Origin of the sequence: Geothrix fuzhouensis (assembly GCF_024609325.1) — a bacterium.
GTDB lineage: Bacteria > Acidobacteriota > Holophagae > Holophagales > Holophagaceae > Geothrix > Geothrix fuzhouensis.
Window position 1 is genome coordinate 433,271 of the sequence record NZ_JANHMQ010000001.1, and the last position, 13,286, is coordinate 446,556.

General features: G+C 66.5%; 10 protein-coding genes and 1 pseudogene. 9 read left to right on the forward strand and 2 right to left on the reverse strand.

Going from position 1 to position 13,286, the window contains the following annotated elements:
• Positions 1–149 precede the first annotated feature (149 nt).
• The 5 genes and pseudogenes from NOV74_RS02015 to NOV74_RS02030 all read left to right on the forward strand — a co-directional run bounded on the left by NOV74_RS02015 (position 150) and on the right by NOV74_RS02030 (position 5,642).
• Positions 150–1,799 (forward strand): BamA/TamA family outer membrane protein, encoded by a 1,650-nt coding sequence (locus NOV74_RS02015; RefSeq protein WP_257308804.1) that lies wholly within the window; start codon positions 150–152, stop codon positions 1,797–1,799.
• A gap of 39 nt (positions 1,800–1,838) precedes the next feature.
• Positions 1,839–2,474: a hypothetical protein gene (locus NOV74_RS02020; protein WP_257308805.1), complete on the forward strand. Its 636-nt coding sequence runs from the start codon at positions 1,839–1,841 to the stop codon at positions 2,472–2,474.
• A 75-nt stretch (positions 2,475–2,549) separates the two neighbouring features.
• A pseudogene (locus NOV74_RS15415) lies at positions 2,550–3,578 on the forward strand (phosphate acyltransferase); the annotation flags it as partial.
• 36 nt (positions 3,579–3,614) lie between these two features.
• Positions 3,615–4,757 (forward strand): butyrate kinase, encoded by a 1,143-nt coding sequence (gene buk / locus NOV74_RS15420; protein ID WP_371748415.1) that lies wholly within the window; start codon positions 3,615–3,617, stop codon positions 4,755–4,757.
• 60 nt (positions 4,758–4,817) lie between these two features.
• Positions 4,818–5,642, forward strand: a complete 825-nt coding sequence (locus tag NOV74_RS02030) for a hypothetical protein (RefSeq protein WP_257308807.1) — start codon at positions 4,818–4,820, stop codon at positions 5,640–5,642.
• A gap of 5 nt (positions 5,643–5,647) precedes the next feature.
• On the opposite strand, the gene NOV74_RS02035 is transcribed toward NOV74_RS02030, so the two are convergent.
• A complete protein-coding gene (locus tag NOV74_RS02035) occupies positions 5,648–6,550 on the reverse strand; it encodes a phosphate acyltransferase (protein ID WP_257308808.1) in 903 nt (300 codons plus the stop codon).
• A gap of 63 nt (positions 6,551–6,613) precedes the next feature.
• Here NOV74_RS02035 and NOV74_RS02040 point away from each other — a divergent pair, with 63 nt between their 5' ends.
• Genes NOV74_RS02040 through NOV74_RS02050 form a run of 3 tightly spaced genes read left to right on the forward strand, consistent with a single transcriptional unit; the run spans position 6,614 to position 8,201 of the window.
• A complete protein-coding gene (locus NOV74_RS02040) occupies positions 6,614–6,970 on the forward strand; it encodes a TfoX/Sxy family protein (protein ID WP_257308809.1) in 357 nt (118 codons plus the stop codon).
• A gap of 5 nt (positions 6,971–6,975) precedes the next feature.
• Positions 6,976–7,497 carry a GNAT family N-acetyltransferase gene (locus NOV74_RS02045; RefSeq protein WP_257308810.1) on the forward strand — a complete coding sequence of 174 codons (522 nt, stop codon included), beginning with the start codon at positions 6,976–6,978 and terminating at the stop codon, positions 7,495–7,497.
• On the forward strand, positions 7,494–8,201 hold the full coding sequence (locus NOV74_RS02050) for a 16S rRNA (uracil(1498)-N(3))-methyltransferase (RefSeq protein WP_257308811.1): 708 nt from the start codon (positions 7,494–7,496) through the stop codon (positions 8,199–8,201). The genes NOV74_RS02045 and NOV74_RS02050 overlap by 4 nt, the downstream gene beginning before the upstream one ends.
• On the opposite strand, the gene ilvA is transcribed toward NOV74_RS02050, so the two are convergent.
• Complete coding sequence (gene ilvA, locus NOV74_RS02055; protein ID WP_257308812.1) at positions 8,198–9,736, reverse strand: threonine ammonia-lyase, biosynthetic; 1,539 nt, start codon at positions 9,734–9,736, stop codon at positions 8,198–8,200. The genes NOV74_RS02050 and ilvA overlap by 4 nt on opposite strands.
• A 276-nt stretch (positions 9,737–10,012) precedes the next feature.
• Between ilvA and NOV74_RS02060 the strand changes: the two genes are divergently transcribed.
• Positions 10,013–13,240, forward strand: coding sequence for a S41 family peptidase (locus NOV74_RS02060; protein ID WP_257308813.1), 3,228 nt, complete (start codon positions 10,013–10,015; stop codon positions 13,238–13,240).
• Positions 13,241–13,286: the final 46 nt, after the last annotated feature.

Genomic DNA, 13,286 nt, shown 5'->3' on the forward strand with positions numbered 1-13,286 from the left:
TCCGGAGTTCGTCCGCGGTCCCGCACCCGCACGCCTGGGGGGGTGGGCAACTGGGATCCGACGCGGAAAGAACCATACGAAGGCTCAGATCATAGTCAGGTCCGGGGGTTGCGCCGTGACGGGCATCACCATTCCGCCTAGGCTGGGGCATGGAAATCTTCCCGAAACGAGGGCGGGGCCAGGGAGACCACCGCGACCTGGCCGTGGTTCTGGCCATCTTGGCGAGTTCCAGCCTCGTTGCTCAGGCCATACCTACTTGGGAGGAACTGGAGGCGAAGCAGGCGCGCATCGCGACCATTGATCTCCGCATCGGCGATGTGTTCGATCTCTCGCTGCCCAAGGAAAACCACTGGATCGGGCGTGCGGCAAACTTCCTGCATATCGAAACACGGGAACAGGTGGTGCGTCGGGAGCTCCTTTTCCATCCCGGCGAGACCGTGAATGCCCGCCTGATCCATGAGACTGAAAGGAATCTGCGGACTTTTCGATTTCTGAAAGATGCCCAGATCGATCCCCAGGTAGACGAGGCCGGAGCGGTCAGGGCGGTGGTCCGCACCCGGGATGCGTGGACCCTGAAGGGCAGCGCCGGCTTCACGCAGGTGGGCGGCCAACGGAATTTCGGATTCTCCATCCACGAAGCCAACCTGCTGGGTTACGGCAAGGACCTTATCCTGGCCCACGAGAAAACCCCCGAACGGTCCATCGACACCGTGCAGTACCTGGACCGCCAGATCCTGGGAACCCAGTGGACCTTGGACACCCGCTACCAAGTGCTCTCGGACGGGAAGACGCGCTTCCTTGAGCTGGCGAAGCCCTATCGTGGGCTGGAAACCCCCTGGTCCATGACCTTCCGTGCCTCGTCCTCGGACGCCATCGAATCGGTCTATAACCTGGAGCAGACCGCCTACACGTTCCCCTCCCGACAGGAGAGCGCCCTTGTCGGAGGGTCGATGGCGACGGCCGTGCTGGACGGCCGGGCGTTGCGTCTGGGTGGGGGCTTGGACCTCAAGCAGTCGGAATATGGTCCCATGCAGACGCTGACCGCCGGGGGTCTGCCCGTTCCCCAGCTGCGGGATCGCCTGCTGCGGGGCGTCCATGTCTCGTGGAGTCTGTACGAAGACCGGTTCCGCGCTTTCGTGGATCTGGTTGGCATGACCCACCCCGAGGACTTCAACCTCGGCTGGGAGGCGACCGTCAGCGTGGGATCCTACTTGAGAATCCTCGGGAGTGACGTCGCCTCGCCCTTCCTGCGGGCGAACGCCTCCAAGGGGTGGGCCCCGGGCCCCAGTTCCCTCCTGTTGCTGCGAACTCAGGGTGCTGCCCGCCATGAGGCCGACGGCTGGCAGGACGTGGCGCTCAACCTGAATCTCACCGCCTACTTTCAGGGATTCCGCTACCAGACCCAGGCCGCCTACGCGCAGCTGGACGCAGTTCACCGACCCGACCCCAGCTCCTACCTCTACCTCGGCGGCATGGATGGCATGAGGGGGTACGGGAATCACCTGCTGCTGGGTGATCGTCGCTGGATGACCTCCCTAGAGGAGCGTGTGAACACGCCCTATGACTGGCTTGGCATCCTCCGGCTAGGGTTCGTGGCGTACGCGGATATTGGGGCCATCCGTCGAACCGACACCGGACGCTGGAGCCGCACCTACGCGGATGTGGGCGGGGGCTTGCGTCTGGGTAACCTGAAGAGCTCGGTCGGACGGGTGTTCCTGTTGACCGTTGCCTACCCATTGGTTCGAGATCCGGGGACGGAACACCATCAATTCATCGTCAGCGATGTCGTGAAATTCTGACCTGGATCATTCCCCCCGTGCCCAAGGTAGCCTTGTCCCATGGATGAATCGCTGGAGTGGCTTCGGGAACGCTGGGGAAGGCTGGCGCTCTCGGTCTTGGTAGGTTTGGGAGGGCTCTGGTGGTGGTCGGGTCGGGCCGTGACCCAGCCGCCGGGCATCCTCGCGCCGGGGGATCCAGTGCAGACTCAGCCGGAAACGGCGGCGACCTGGACTTACCGGAATCACACCCTCACATCGCTCGCGGCCTTCGAGATCCATGCCCGGGTGTTGAGCGCTGAGCGCTACCGCTTCGACCGGGCCGCGGAGTTATCCCCCGTGGACCTGGCCCTGGGTTGGGGTTCCATGTCCGATTCGCGCGTCCTCGAGGCCTTCAGCATCGAGCAGCGGGACCGTTGGTACTTCTGGCGGTCAGCCCATATGCCCATCCCAGAAGCCGAGGTCATCGACCACAGCGCCAACATGCACATGATCCCCGCAAACGAAGGCATTGCCCGGCGCCTGAAGGCGGCCAGGGTAGGGCAGGTGGTCGATCTGAAAGGCCAGCTCGTGCGTGCCGATGGGAAGGATGGCTGGCATTGGGTCAGCAGCCTGAGTCGGACGGATACCGGGGATGGCTCCTGCGAGGTGATCTGGGTGGAGTCGGCCCGGGTCGCAGACCACTCACCGGATATGTGACCGCCTGATCGGCAAAATAGAATCCTCTGGCTGCTAGACTCAGCGAGGTAAGGCCTTCCAAGCCCTTGGAGCCCCATGTTTGACATCGAAGCGTCCCTCGACAGCCGATTGCTGGCCGTGCCCCGGAACCGTCCCACGGTGATGTTTCCGGAGGCCCTGGACCCACGCACCCTCGAAGCCGCCTGCTTCCTGGGCCGGTTCATCCGCCCGGTCTTCCTGGCGCCAGAGGCCGAGGTTCGGGCCGTGGCCGCTCAGCGGCTGGCCCATCTGGGCGTGGACCGGGTGGCCTATACCCTCTCGGAAAGCGCCTTCGTCGATCCCGCTTCCCGCCCCGACATGGTGGAATCCTTCGCCGCCGCCTGCGTGGCCTTCGGGCAGGTCCATGGCAAGCCAATCGGCTTGGCCGAGGCCCGAGCGCTGGTCTCCGAGCCCGGGCGCTTCGGCATCTGGGCGGTGAAGCTGGGGCACGCCGACATGGTCGTGGGTGGTGCCATCCACGAGCCCAAGGCCTTCTTCCGCCCCATGGTCGACATCCTGGCCCAGCGCAGCGTCACCTGCGAGGCCGGCGTCTTCGTGCTGCCGGACGAACACCCCGAAGAGGTCTACCCCCACAACATCGTGGTCTTCGGGGATGTGGGCGTGAACGCCAGCATGACCCCCCGCACCCTGGCGGAGGTGGCCGTGGGCACCTGCGCCGTGGCCCGGGACCTCATCCCCGAGGAGATCCTGCCGGAGATCCGCTGCGCCATGGTGTCCTACTCCAATCGCGGCAGCGACGAGGGCCCCTCGCCGGAGCTGGTGCGCCAGGCGGCGGACCTGGTGCCGGAGATCCTCGCGGAGCGTATCGCCCACAGCCCCCGGTACGCGAGCATCCAGATCCGGGGCGAGGTGAAAGTCAGCGTGGCCCTGTCGCGCCGTTCCGCCGGCCTCTACCATGCGGACGGCCTGCCCTGGGAAGGCGTCCCCAACGTGATCGTGTGTCCCAACCTGGACATGGGGAACCTGCTCTACCACCTCTATGCCACCCGCTTCCCCGAGGCCAAGAAGTTCCCGGTGATGTTCGGCCTCTGGTTCCAGGGCGTGGACCTGCCCATGGACTGCACGCCGGAGGACATCCGACTCGCCGTGAAGGCGTCGCTGATGCGGCTTCATGCCTATGGCGAGTGGAAGCGCACCCCCAAGGACACCTTCTTCCGCCGCCATCGCGTGCTGGTGCTGAATCCCGGCTCCACCTCCACGAAGACCTCGATCTTCGAGGGGGACGAGGAACGGTTCACCGAGGAGCTCCAGCATTCCGCCGAAGACCTCAAGGCGTTCGAAGGCAAGCCGATCACTGAACAGTTCAGCTTCCGCAAAGACGCTGTCCTGCGCTTCCTGGCGGGCAAAGGCCTCTCGCTGGCTGACCTCGACGCCGTGGCTGGGCGTGGCGGCCTCCTGCGGCCCATCCCCCACGGCACCTGGCGGGTGGGGCCCGTCATGCTCGAGGATCTGAAGGCGGGCGGGCGCGGCGAGCATGCATCGAACCTCGGCGCCCTCATCGCTGCCGAATTGGTGGCCGGGACCGACAAACCCGCCTACATCGTGGACCCGGTGGTGGTGGACGAAGCCGACCCCAAGGTGAAGGTCTCGGGCCTCAAGGAACTGCCCCGCCGCGTCATCAGCCACGCTCTCAACCAGATCGCCACCGCCCGCCGCTACGCCGAAGAGCACGAGACCTTCTACGAGCGCGTCAATGTCATCGTGGCGCACATGGGCGGCGGCATCACCGTGGGCGCCCACCGCAAAGGCCGCTACATCGACGTGAACAATGGGTTGGACGGCGAAGGGCCCTTCTCGCCTCAGCGCACGGGCACCTTGCCGGCAGGTCAGCTCATCGACCTCTGTTTCTCCGGCAAGTACACCAAGGCTGAGCTGAAGCTCAAGAACAAGGGCCGGGGTGGCATGATCGATCTGCTGGGCACTTCGGACATGCGGGAAGTGGAGCGTCGCGTGGAGTCCGGAGATGCCGAGGCCACCCTGGTCTACGACGCGATGATCTACCAGATCGCCAAGGCCATCACGGCCCTGGCCCCGGCCTTCGACGGCGCCCCCATCGACGCCATCCTGCTCACGGGCGGCATGGCCAGGTCGCCGAAGCTGGTGGCGGAACTGACCCGCCTCACCACGGCCATGGGATGCCCCGTGAAGGTCTATCCGGGGGAGAACGAGATGGCCGCCCTCGCCAAGGGTGCCTTGCGTGTGCTGTCGGGACGGGAAGGGGCCAAGGAATATCCCCCTGCTTGATGCGCCCATTGCCTCTAGACTGGGGACACCCGTTTCTGAGACTTGCGATGTGGAGGCCTCTTGAGCCACTGCCGACGCCTTGCCCCAATCTTCCTCACGCTGCTGGCTGTCTTCGGCCCCACGGCCTGGGGCCCAGCGCTCCACGCGGGCCCGTCCAAGGCTGCACCGGATCCTGAACTCGTGCTCCGTCCGGCCCGCGCCGCCTACGTGAACCTCGCAGCGAAAGGGTTCAGCCGCTACCGCTTCGTCGCGACGCCGGACTGGGCCGCCATGCTGGCGGAGCAGGCGAAGGCCAATCCCGAGGGCTATGACGCGGCCATGAAGCTCTTCGCGAAAATCCGGTTCAACGTGCTGGTGGGCACCCAGGGCGACGCCCAGGTCTCGCACAACATCGTGGATAGCCCCAACCCGCAGACAACGGCGGGCCTGAACCAGGTCTACGGCGGGATGGAACAGACCCTCACGGGATTCTTCCAAACCTGGACCCCCTTCATGGTCGAATCGCCGTTCCCGCCCGTGGGCCACGCCGCCCGGATCGAGGATGCCGGCACCCACTACCGCGTGGATTGGGAAGAGGCGGGAGACACCAAGGTCCAGCTCAAGATGGACAAGGCCTTCGTCATCACCGACATGAGGGTGCAAAGCCCCGCATTCGATTCCACCATCCGGCCCATCTTCGACCGGCAGCCAGGCGGGTTGGTGCTGGCTGGGTACGACGCTGAATATCTGTCCAAGGCCTCCTCGCTGCGATTGAAGGTCCTGATCAAGAACAAGGCGATCCAGGACTTGCCCCTTCCCGTCGCACTGGATCTCAGCGTCTGGACCGGCGGGAATAAGCAACAGATCCTGATGACTTTCTCAGAGCTGAACCTGGAGAAAAAGTAGGCGCTCTAAGCCAGCAGCGCTGCCAAGGCGATGGAGCTGAGCTTGGTCTTGGCGGTATCGCCGCGGCTGCTGAGGACGCAGGGCACCTTGGCGCCGGCGACGACGGCAGCGATCTCGGCTCCGCCGAGTTTGGTGCCGGCCTTGTAGAAGGTGTTGCCGGCTTCCAGGTTGGGGAAGAGCAGGCAGTCGGCGTCGCCGGCCACGGGGCCAGCCATGCCCTTGATACGGGCGGATTCGGGATCGATGGCGCCATCTAGCGCCATGGGGCCGTCCACCAGGGCGCCCTTGATCTGGCCGCGATCCGCCATCTTCGAGAGCAGGGCGGCTTCGGCGCTGGCGCGCATCTTCGGCTGCACCTGCTCCGAGGCTGCCAGCACGGCGACTTTAGGCATCTCGATGCCCAGGGCCTTCGCGGTCTTCACCAGGTAGCCGAGGATGGCGACCTTCTCCTTGAACTCGGGCTCAGGGATCACGGCCACATCGCCGGCGATGAGCAGCTTGGCGTGGCCGGGATGCTCCATCACGGTCACGTGGCTGAGGATGGCGCCCGGATCCAGCAGCCCCTGGTCCTTGTTCAGGATGGCCTTCATGTAGAGCTCGGTGCTGAGCAGGCCCTTCATGAGCAGGTCGGCCTCACCGAAGCGGATCATGGCCACCGCCTTGTCGGCCGCTTCCGTGGCTGAGGGCGAATGGACCATGCGGAAGCGTTCCTTGGGAAGGCCGAGCTCCTGGAGTACCTTCGTCATCACGGATTCGTCGCCCACCAGGATGGCCTCCACCAGACCCGCTTCCACGGCTGCGTTCACGGCTTCCAGGGTGTGGGCGTCGTTGGCCCAGGCCACCACCAGCCGCTTGTGGGGGCGGTCCTTCACGGCGCGTAGCAGGTCGTCGAGGGTGTTGATCCGCATGGGGGATCCTGTCGAAAAACGCTGGGCGCCCCAGCGGTACCGCGAGGAGAGTACCATGGCGCCATGGCCGTTTCCGTGAGCTTGCGCACATACCTCCAGGAGCAGATGGGGCAGATCCGCCCTGTGAGCTCCCGGCCCATGTTCGGCGGTCTCTGCTTCTTCGCCGAAGGCCGCGCCTTCGCCCTGGCGGCGGAAGACACGCTCTACTTCAAGGTGGATGACACAAACCGGCCCGATTTCGAGGCCGCCGGCATGGGTCCCTTTCTGCCTTTCGGTGATCCTGCCAAGCCGATGGGGTACTACGAGCTACCCGCCGAGGTGCTGGAGGACCCGGACCAGCTCGCAGTCTGGATGGCCAAGGCCATCGCCGTGGCCGCCCGCGCCAAATCGAAAGTACGTTCCAATCCCAAACGAAAGTAACGCCCATGCCCGCCTTCACCATCCGTCCTGCCACGTCCGAAGATGCCGCCATCCTCGCGGATCTCGGCGCCCGCACCTTCCGCGAGACCTTCGAGCCGCACATCTCCGGTCCGGACCTGGAGGCTTTCCTGGCGACTGCCTATGGCGAGGCCATCCAGCGCGCGGAACTGGCGGATCCCTCCCGGCCCGCGCGGATCCTGGAGGTGGATGGCGTACCCGCGGGCTTCCTCCAGTTGCGCCTGGGCCATCGGGAGCCTGGTGTTCCCGGCGAGAAACCGGTCGAGCTGCAGCGCATCTACGTGCTGCGCGCGGCCCAGGGCGGGGGCCGGGGCGCGGCCCTGATGGCGGAGGCGGTGGAGATGGCCCGGGCCTGGGGGGCGGATGTCCTCTGGCTGGGCGTGTGGGAGAACAACCTCAAGGCCCTGGCTTTCTATGCCCGGACCGGCTTCCGCGAGGTGGGCGACCACGTCTTCCAGATCGGGGACCAGGTCGATCGCGACCTGATCCTGGCGCGGGACCTGACTTGAACCTGGTACTGCTGCTGCCGGAGGATCTGACGGCTCCGGATCGGGCTCGCCTCACGGGCCGACGCCTGGCCCACGTCCGCGAGGTGCATCGCGCCGCGGTGGACGACGAGCTGGCCGTGGGCCTGCTGGGCGGGAAGATGGGCCGGGGCCGGGTGCTGCGCCTGGACGACGAGGCCCTGGACCTGGAGCTGACCCTGGATCAGGCGCCTCCGCCCAAGCTGCCGTTGACGCTGCTCATCGCCGTGCCGCGCCCCAAGGTGCTGAACCGGGTGGTGGCGGCCGCCGCCAGCCTGGGCGTGGCCCGTATCGTCCTGCTGAACGCCTGGAAGGTGGAGAAGGCCTACTGGGCCAGCCCGAAGATGCGGCCCGAAAACCTCCGCGAGCAGCTGCTCCTGGGCCTGGAGCAGGCCAAGGACACGGTCCTGCCGGACCTGCGCCTGGCGCGGCTCTTCCGCCCCTTTGTGGAGGATGAGCTGCCGGGCCTGCTGGCGGGCGGCACGGGCCTCATGGCCCATCCCGGCACGGGCGCGGTGGCGCCGAAGGTGCTGGCGGCCCCGGTCACCCTCGCCATCGGCCCCGAGGGCGGCTGGGTGGAGGCTGAGGTCCAGAGCCTGCTGAAGGCCGGCCTGCATCCCCTGGACCTCGGCCCCCGCATCCTCCGCACCGAGACCGCCCTGGCGGCGCTGGTGGGGAAGCTGTTCTAGCCCAGGAACAGCCGGTACGCTGGGTTGTCGCCCTCATCCACGAACCGGTAGCCCAGCCCGTCCAGGAAGGCCTGGAAGGCAGGCGTGTCCTCGGGCGGTACCTGAATTCCGGCCAGGACGCGGCCGTAGTCGGCGCCGTGGTTGCGGTAGTGGAAGAGCGAGATGTTCCAGCCACGGCTCATGTGCTCCAGAAAGCGGAGCAGGGCGCCGGGGCGCTCGGGGAATTCGAAGCGATAGACGCGCTCATGGGTCACCGAAGGAGCTCGTCCGCCCACCAGGTGGCGGACGTGGAGCTTGGCCATGTCGTTGTCGCTCAGGTCCTGGGCCTCCAGCCCCTCAGCCCGCAGGCGCGCCAGCAGGGGCTCGAGCTCTGAGCGGTCTGACATCTGCAGGCCCACGAAGATGTGGGCCCGTTCCGGGTCCGCGAGTCGGTAGTTGAACTCGGTGATGGCCCGGTGGCCGATGAGTTCGCAGAAGGCCTTGAAGCTGCCCGGCCGCTCGGGGATGGTGACGGCGAGGATGGCCTCGCGCTTCTCGCCCAGCTCCGCCTGCTCCGCCACGAAGCGGAGGTTGTCGAAGTTGGCGTTGGCCCCGGAGAGGATGGCCACGAGGTTGCCTGCGGCCGGGTCGGCGCCCTGGCGGGCCGCCCAGGCCTTGAGCCCCGCCAGCGCCAGGGCACCCGCGGGTTCCAGAATGGAGCGGGTCTCCTCGAAGACATCCTTGATGGCGGCACAGATCTCGTCCGTGTTCACCAGCACCATCTCGTCCACGTACTGCCGGCAGAGCTCGAAGGGCAGGGCGCCCACCTGGCTGACGGCCACCCCGTCCGCGAAGAGACCCACCCGCTCCAGCCGCACCCGATGGCCGGCCGCCAGGGAGCGGGTCATGGCGTCAGCGTCCACCGGCTCCACGCCGATGATCTTGATCTGGGGCCGGAGGCGCTTGAGGTAGGCGGCGATGCCCGCGATGAGGCCCCCACCGCCCACTGGGACGAAGACCGCCTGCAGCCCCCGGGGCATCTGGCGCAGCAGCTCCAGGCCGATGGTCCCCTGGCCCGCGATCACCTCGGGATCGTCGTAGGGGTGGATGTAGATCTTGCCCTCGGCGGCCATGAGGGCCTGGGAGTGGGCGTAGGCCTCCTCGAAGGAATCCCCGTGGAGGACCACCCGCCCCCCCAGGCGGCGCACGGCGTCCACCTTGATGCGGGGCGTCGTCACGGGCATCACGATCACCGCGTCGCAGCCCAGCTTACGGGCCGCCAATGCCACGCCCTGCGCGTGGTTGCCGGCTGAGGCGGCGATGACACCTTGGGCCCGCTGGGCCGGGTCGAGCTGGGCGATCTTGTTGTAGGCTCCCCGCAGCTTGAAGGAGAACACTGGCTGGAGGTCCTCTCGCTTCAGCCACACGGGGCAGCCCAGGCGGCTGGATAGGCGCGGTGCCGCCTCCAGGGGCGACTCGATGGCCACGTCATAGACCAGGGCCGTGAGGATGCGCTCAAGGAGATCCTGCGGGGGCTGGACCATATCTGGGCTCATGGGTGCTCCGGGATAAAGAAAAAACCCCCCGACCTTGCGGTGCGGGGGGCTTGGAATCGTGAATCGGATCCGGCCTATGCCCCCTCGCGCGACGGAATGATCGCGATGGCGGCGATAATGAGGGTGGAACCGGCGTGGGACATGAGAAGCCTGTTGGAAGGTCAAACTAGCATCGATTTCCTGGTGCCACAAGGCGATTTTGGGGGCGGCGCAGGCAGGGCTCGCGCCTTCATCGTTAAGCGATGTATAGTAGTCCACCCTTCACCGGAGTCTTTGATGCCGCGCTTCCGTGCTTCCGCTGTGCTTCTCGTGGCCTGCGCCCTGGTGGCCCAGGACCGCGCCCCCCGTTTCGTCAGCTCGCCGGATGTGCGCGGAGACCGCGTGGTGTTCACCTGGGAAAGCGACCTCTGGCTGGGTTCCCTCAAGGGTGGCGAGGCCCGTCGCCTGACGACGCATCCCGGTCTGGAGACCGCGGCCCGCTTCAGCCCTGATGGCAAGTGGATCGCCTTCACCGCCCAGTACGACGGGGCCACCGAGGCCTATGTCATGCCCGCCGAGGGCGGCACGCCCAAGCGCCTCACCTGGAGCGGGTATGCCGCCGTGCAGGGCTGGACGCCGGACAGCCTCCAGGTGGTGGTCAAAGCCCTTGGTGGGTACGACCGCCGCCCTATCGAACGGCTCTTCACCGTCGATCTGGAAGGCCACGAACCCGCGGCCCTCGCGGTTCCGCGCGCCGTCCAGGGCACCCTCTCGCCGGATGGCCAGCGCCTGGCCTACAGCTCCAAGGGGCATGTCGAGTACTACTGGAAACGCTACAAGGGAGGCCTGCACCAGGACCTCTGGCTGGCGGATCTGAAGGCCGGCAGCTTCACAAAGCTGACGGACTATGTGGGCCGCAACGGCGCCCCCATCTGGGCGAACGGCAAGGTGCTCTTCGAGTCCGACCGCGGCGCCAACGGCATCACCAATCTCTATGCGGTCGATCCCGCCACCAAGGCCGTCGAGCAGCTCACGGACCTCAAGGACTTCGACGTGCAGCAGCCCAGCACGGACGGCCACACGGTCGTCTTCATACAGGGCGGCCACCTCCAGGCCCTCGATCTGGCCACGAAAGCTGTTCATCCCGTCCCCGTCACCACCGCCAGCGACGGTTGGAAGGTGGCGCCCCATCCCGTGAATCCCAAAGAGTGGATCCAGGCCATGAGCCTGACTGGCGGCACCGCCGTCTTCGAGGCCCGGGGTGAAGTCTTCCTCCTGCCCACGGACGCGACGAAGCCCGCGAAGAACCTCACGCAGACGCCGGGCGTGCGCGAGCGCTTCCCGCGCCTGTCGCCGGACGGCAAGCGCGTGGCCTACTTCAGCGATGCCAGCGGCGACTACGACCTCTATGTGCAGCCCGCGGAGGGTGGCGCGGCGGAGCGCATCCCCACGGGCCTCAAGACCGCCCTCTACCACCTGGAGTGGAGCCCGGACGGCACGAGGATCCTCTTCGGCGACAAGAGCTTCGCCATCTACGTCATGGACGTGGCCACGAAGAGGCTCACCAAGGTGGACGAGTTCCACGACCTGAAGAACGACCAGTTCACCTGGGAGGTGAGCGACTACACCTGGGCGCCGGACTCCCAGTGGGTGGCCTACTCGGTGGTAGAGCCTAGCCGCAACGGCCGCATCGTCCTCTTCAATCTGGCCACGAAGCAGAAGGTGGCTCTCACGGACGGGTTCTACGACTGTGTGAACCCCACGTTCGACCAGGACGGCAGCACCCTCTATTTCCTGAGCTACAGCAACTTCCACACGAGGCTCGACCCCAGCCAGGACAACCACATCCAGTCTGCGCCGGTGCAGGTCATGGCCGTGAAGCTGCGGGCCGGTGAAGACAAGGTGTCGGCCGCATCATCCCTCGCGTCCGCCTCGGCCTTCCGCATCGATGTGGCGGGCCTCTCCGACCGCATCGCCCCCCTGCCGGTGAAGCCCGGCAACCTCTTCCACCTCAAGGCCGGTCGCGGCCTCGTGGGCTGGGATGAGGCCGAAGCCTGGGACGATCACGTGGTGGAGGAGTTCTACGCGCCCCGGGGCGTCGACAAGTGGAAACTGCACCTCTACGACGCCACCGCCAAGAAGGACAAGGAGGTGGTGCTGACCGACGCCATCAGCGACTGGGCCTTCGACACCGAAGGCAAGCGCCTGCTCCTTCGCAAGGGGCCGAACTTCCACGTGGGTGAGGCCGCGGCGGTGTTCACGTCCAAGGCATTGCCCGAGAAGCTGGACCTGGAACGCATGAGCATGACCGCCGACCCCCGGGCCGAGTGGAAGCAGATCTTCGAGGACACCTGGCGCTGGTACCGGGACTTCTTCTACGACGTGAACATGAACGGCAATGACTGGACCGCCATCGGCGCCAAGTACCGCGCCTGGCTCCCCGAATTGAACTCCCGCCAGGAACTGAACTGGCTGCTGAGCCAGATGGTGGGCGAGCTGTGCGTGAGCCACACCTATGTGTCCGGCGGTGACCTGGGGCCGGCCAAGCTGGCGCCCAGCCCGATCCACACGGGGTTCCTCGGCGCCGATTTCAAGGCCGAGAACGGCGTCTACCGCTTCGCCAAGGTCTATGGGCCCACGGCCTATGCCCGTGACCTCAAGGCGCCCCTGGCCGACCCGGCGCCCAAGGTGAGGGAGGGCGAGTACCTGCTGGCCATCGACGGCAAGCCTCTCAAGGCCCCGGAGGCCATCGAGTCTCGCCTCCAGGTCATCAAGGGCCAGAAGGTCACGCTGACGGTGAACGCGAAGCCCACTCTGGATGGCGCCCACACCGTCGAGGTTGAACCCGTTCCCAATGATGGGCCCCTGCGCTACGAGCACTGGGTGGCGGGCAACATCGCCGCCGTGGACAAGGCCTCCCACGGCGAGCTGGGCTACATGCACCTCACGGCCATGGGCGACCAGAACATCGGCCAGTTCGACAAGTACTGGCGCGCCTTCCGCTACAAGAAGGGCATCGTGGTGGACGTGCGCGGCAACGGCGGTGGCTGGACCGAGTTCTTCATGATCGACAAGCTGGAGCGCAAGCAGGTGGGCTTCAACGTGCTGCGCGGCATGGGTCCCTTCCGCTACCCCGGCACCGCCAGCGACGGCCGTTACGTCTTCCTCACCAACGAGCAGAACGGCAGCGACGGCGAGGCCTTCCTCATGCACGTGAAGGCGCGGAACCTCGGTACCATCGTGGGCGTGCCCAGCTGGGGCGGCCTGGTGGGCATCATCAACACGCAGTTCACCCTGGACGGTGGCCGCGTCGAGCAGAGCAACAACGGCTTCTACGGCCGCGAAGGCAAGTGGTGGGTGGAGAACCACGGCGCCGACCCCGACCTCACCGTGGAGAACGACCCCGCTAGCCTCATGCAGGGCCACGACCGTCAGCTCGATGTGGGCATCGAGACCCTGCTGAAACAGCTGCACGAGAACCCCACGCCTGCGTTCCCGGCGATTCCGGCTTATCCGAAGCGGTGAGCCGCTCGCACTGATAAAAAGATCACCGCCAAGACACCAAGACACC

What these genes read in the sequence shown, in the direction of transcription:
- NOV74_RS02015 (WP_257308804.1), top strand. Translation starts at nt 150, where the DNA reads ATGGAAATCTTCCCGAAACGAGGGCGGGGCCAGGGAGACCACCGCGAC.
- NOV74_RS02020 (WP_257308805.1), top strand. Translation starts at nt 1,839, where the DNA reads ATGGATGAATCGCTGGAGTGGCTTCGGGAACGCTGGGGAAGGCTGGCG.
- buk (WP_371748415.1), top strand. Translation starts at nt 3,615, where the DNA reads ATGCGGCTTCATGCCTATGGCGAGTGGAAGCGCACCCCCAAGGACACC.
- NOV74_RS02035 (WP_257308808.1), bottom strand. Translation starts at nt 6,550, where the DNA reads ATGCGGATCAACACCCTCGACGACCTGCTACGCGCCGTGAAGGACCGC.
- NOV74_RS02040 (WP_257308809.1), top strand. Translation starts at nt 6,614, where the DNA reads ATGGCCGTTTCCGTGAGCTTGCGCACATACCTCCAGGAGCAGATGGGG.
- NOV74_RS02045 (WP_257308810.1), top strand. Translation starts at nt 6,976, where the DNA reads ATGCCCGCCTTCACCATCCGTCCTGCCACGTCCGAAGATGCCGCCATC.
- ilvA (WP_257308812.1), bottom strand. Translation starts at nt 9,736, where the DNA reads ATGAGCCCAGATATGGTCCAGCCCCCGCAGGATCTCCTTGAGCGCATC.
- NOV74_RS02060 (WP_257308813.1), top strand. Translation starts at nt 10,013, where the DNA reads ATGCCGCGCTTCCGTGCTTCCGCTGTGCTTCTCGTGGCCTGCGCCCTG.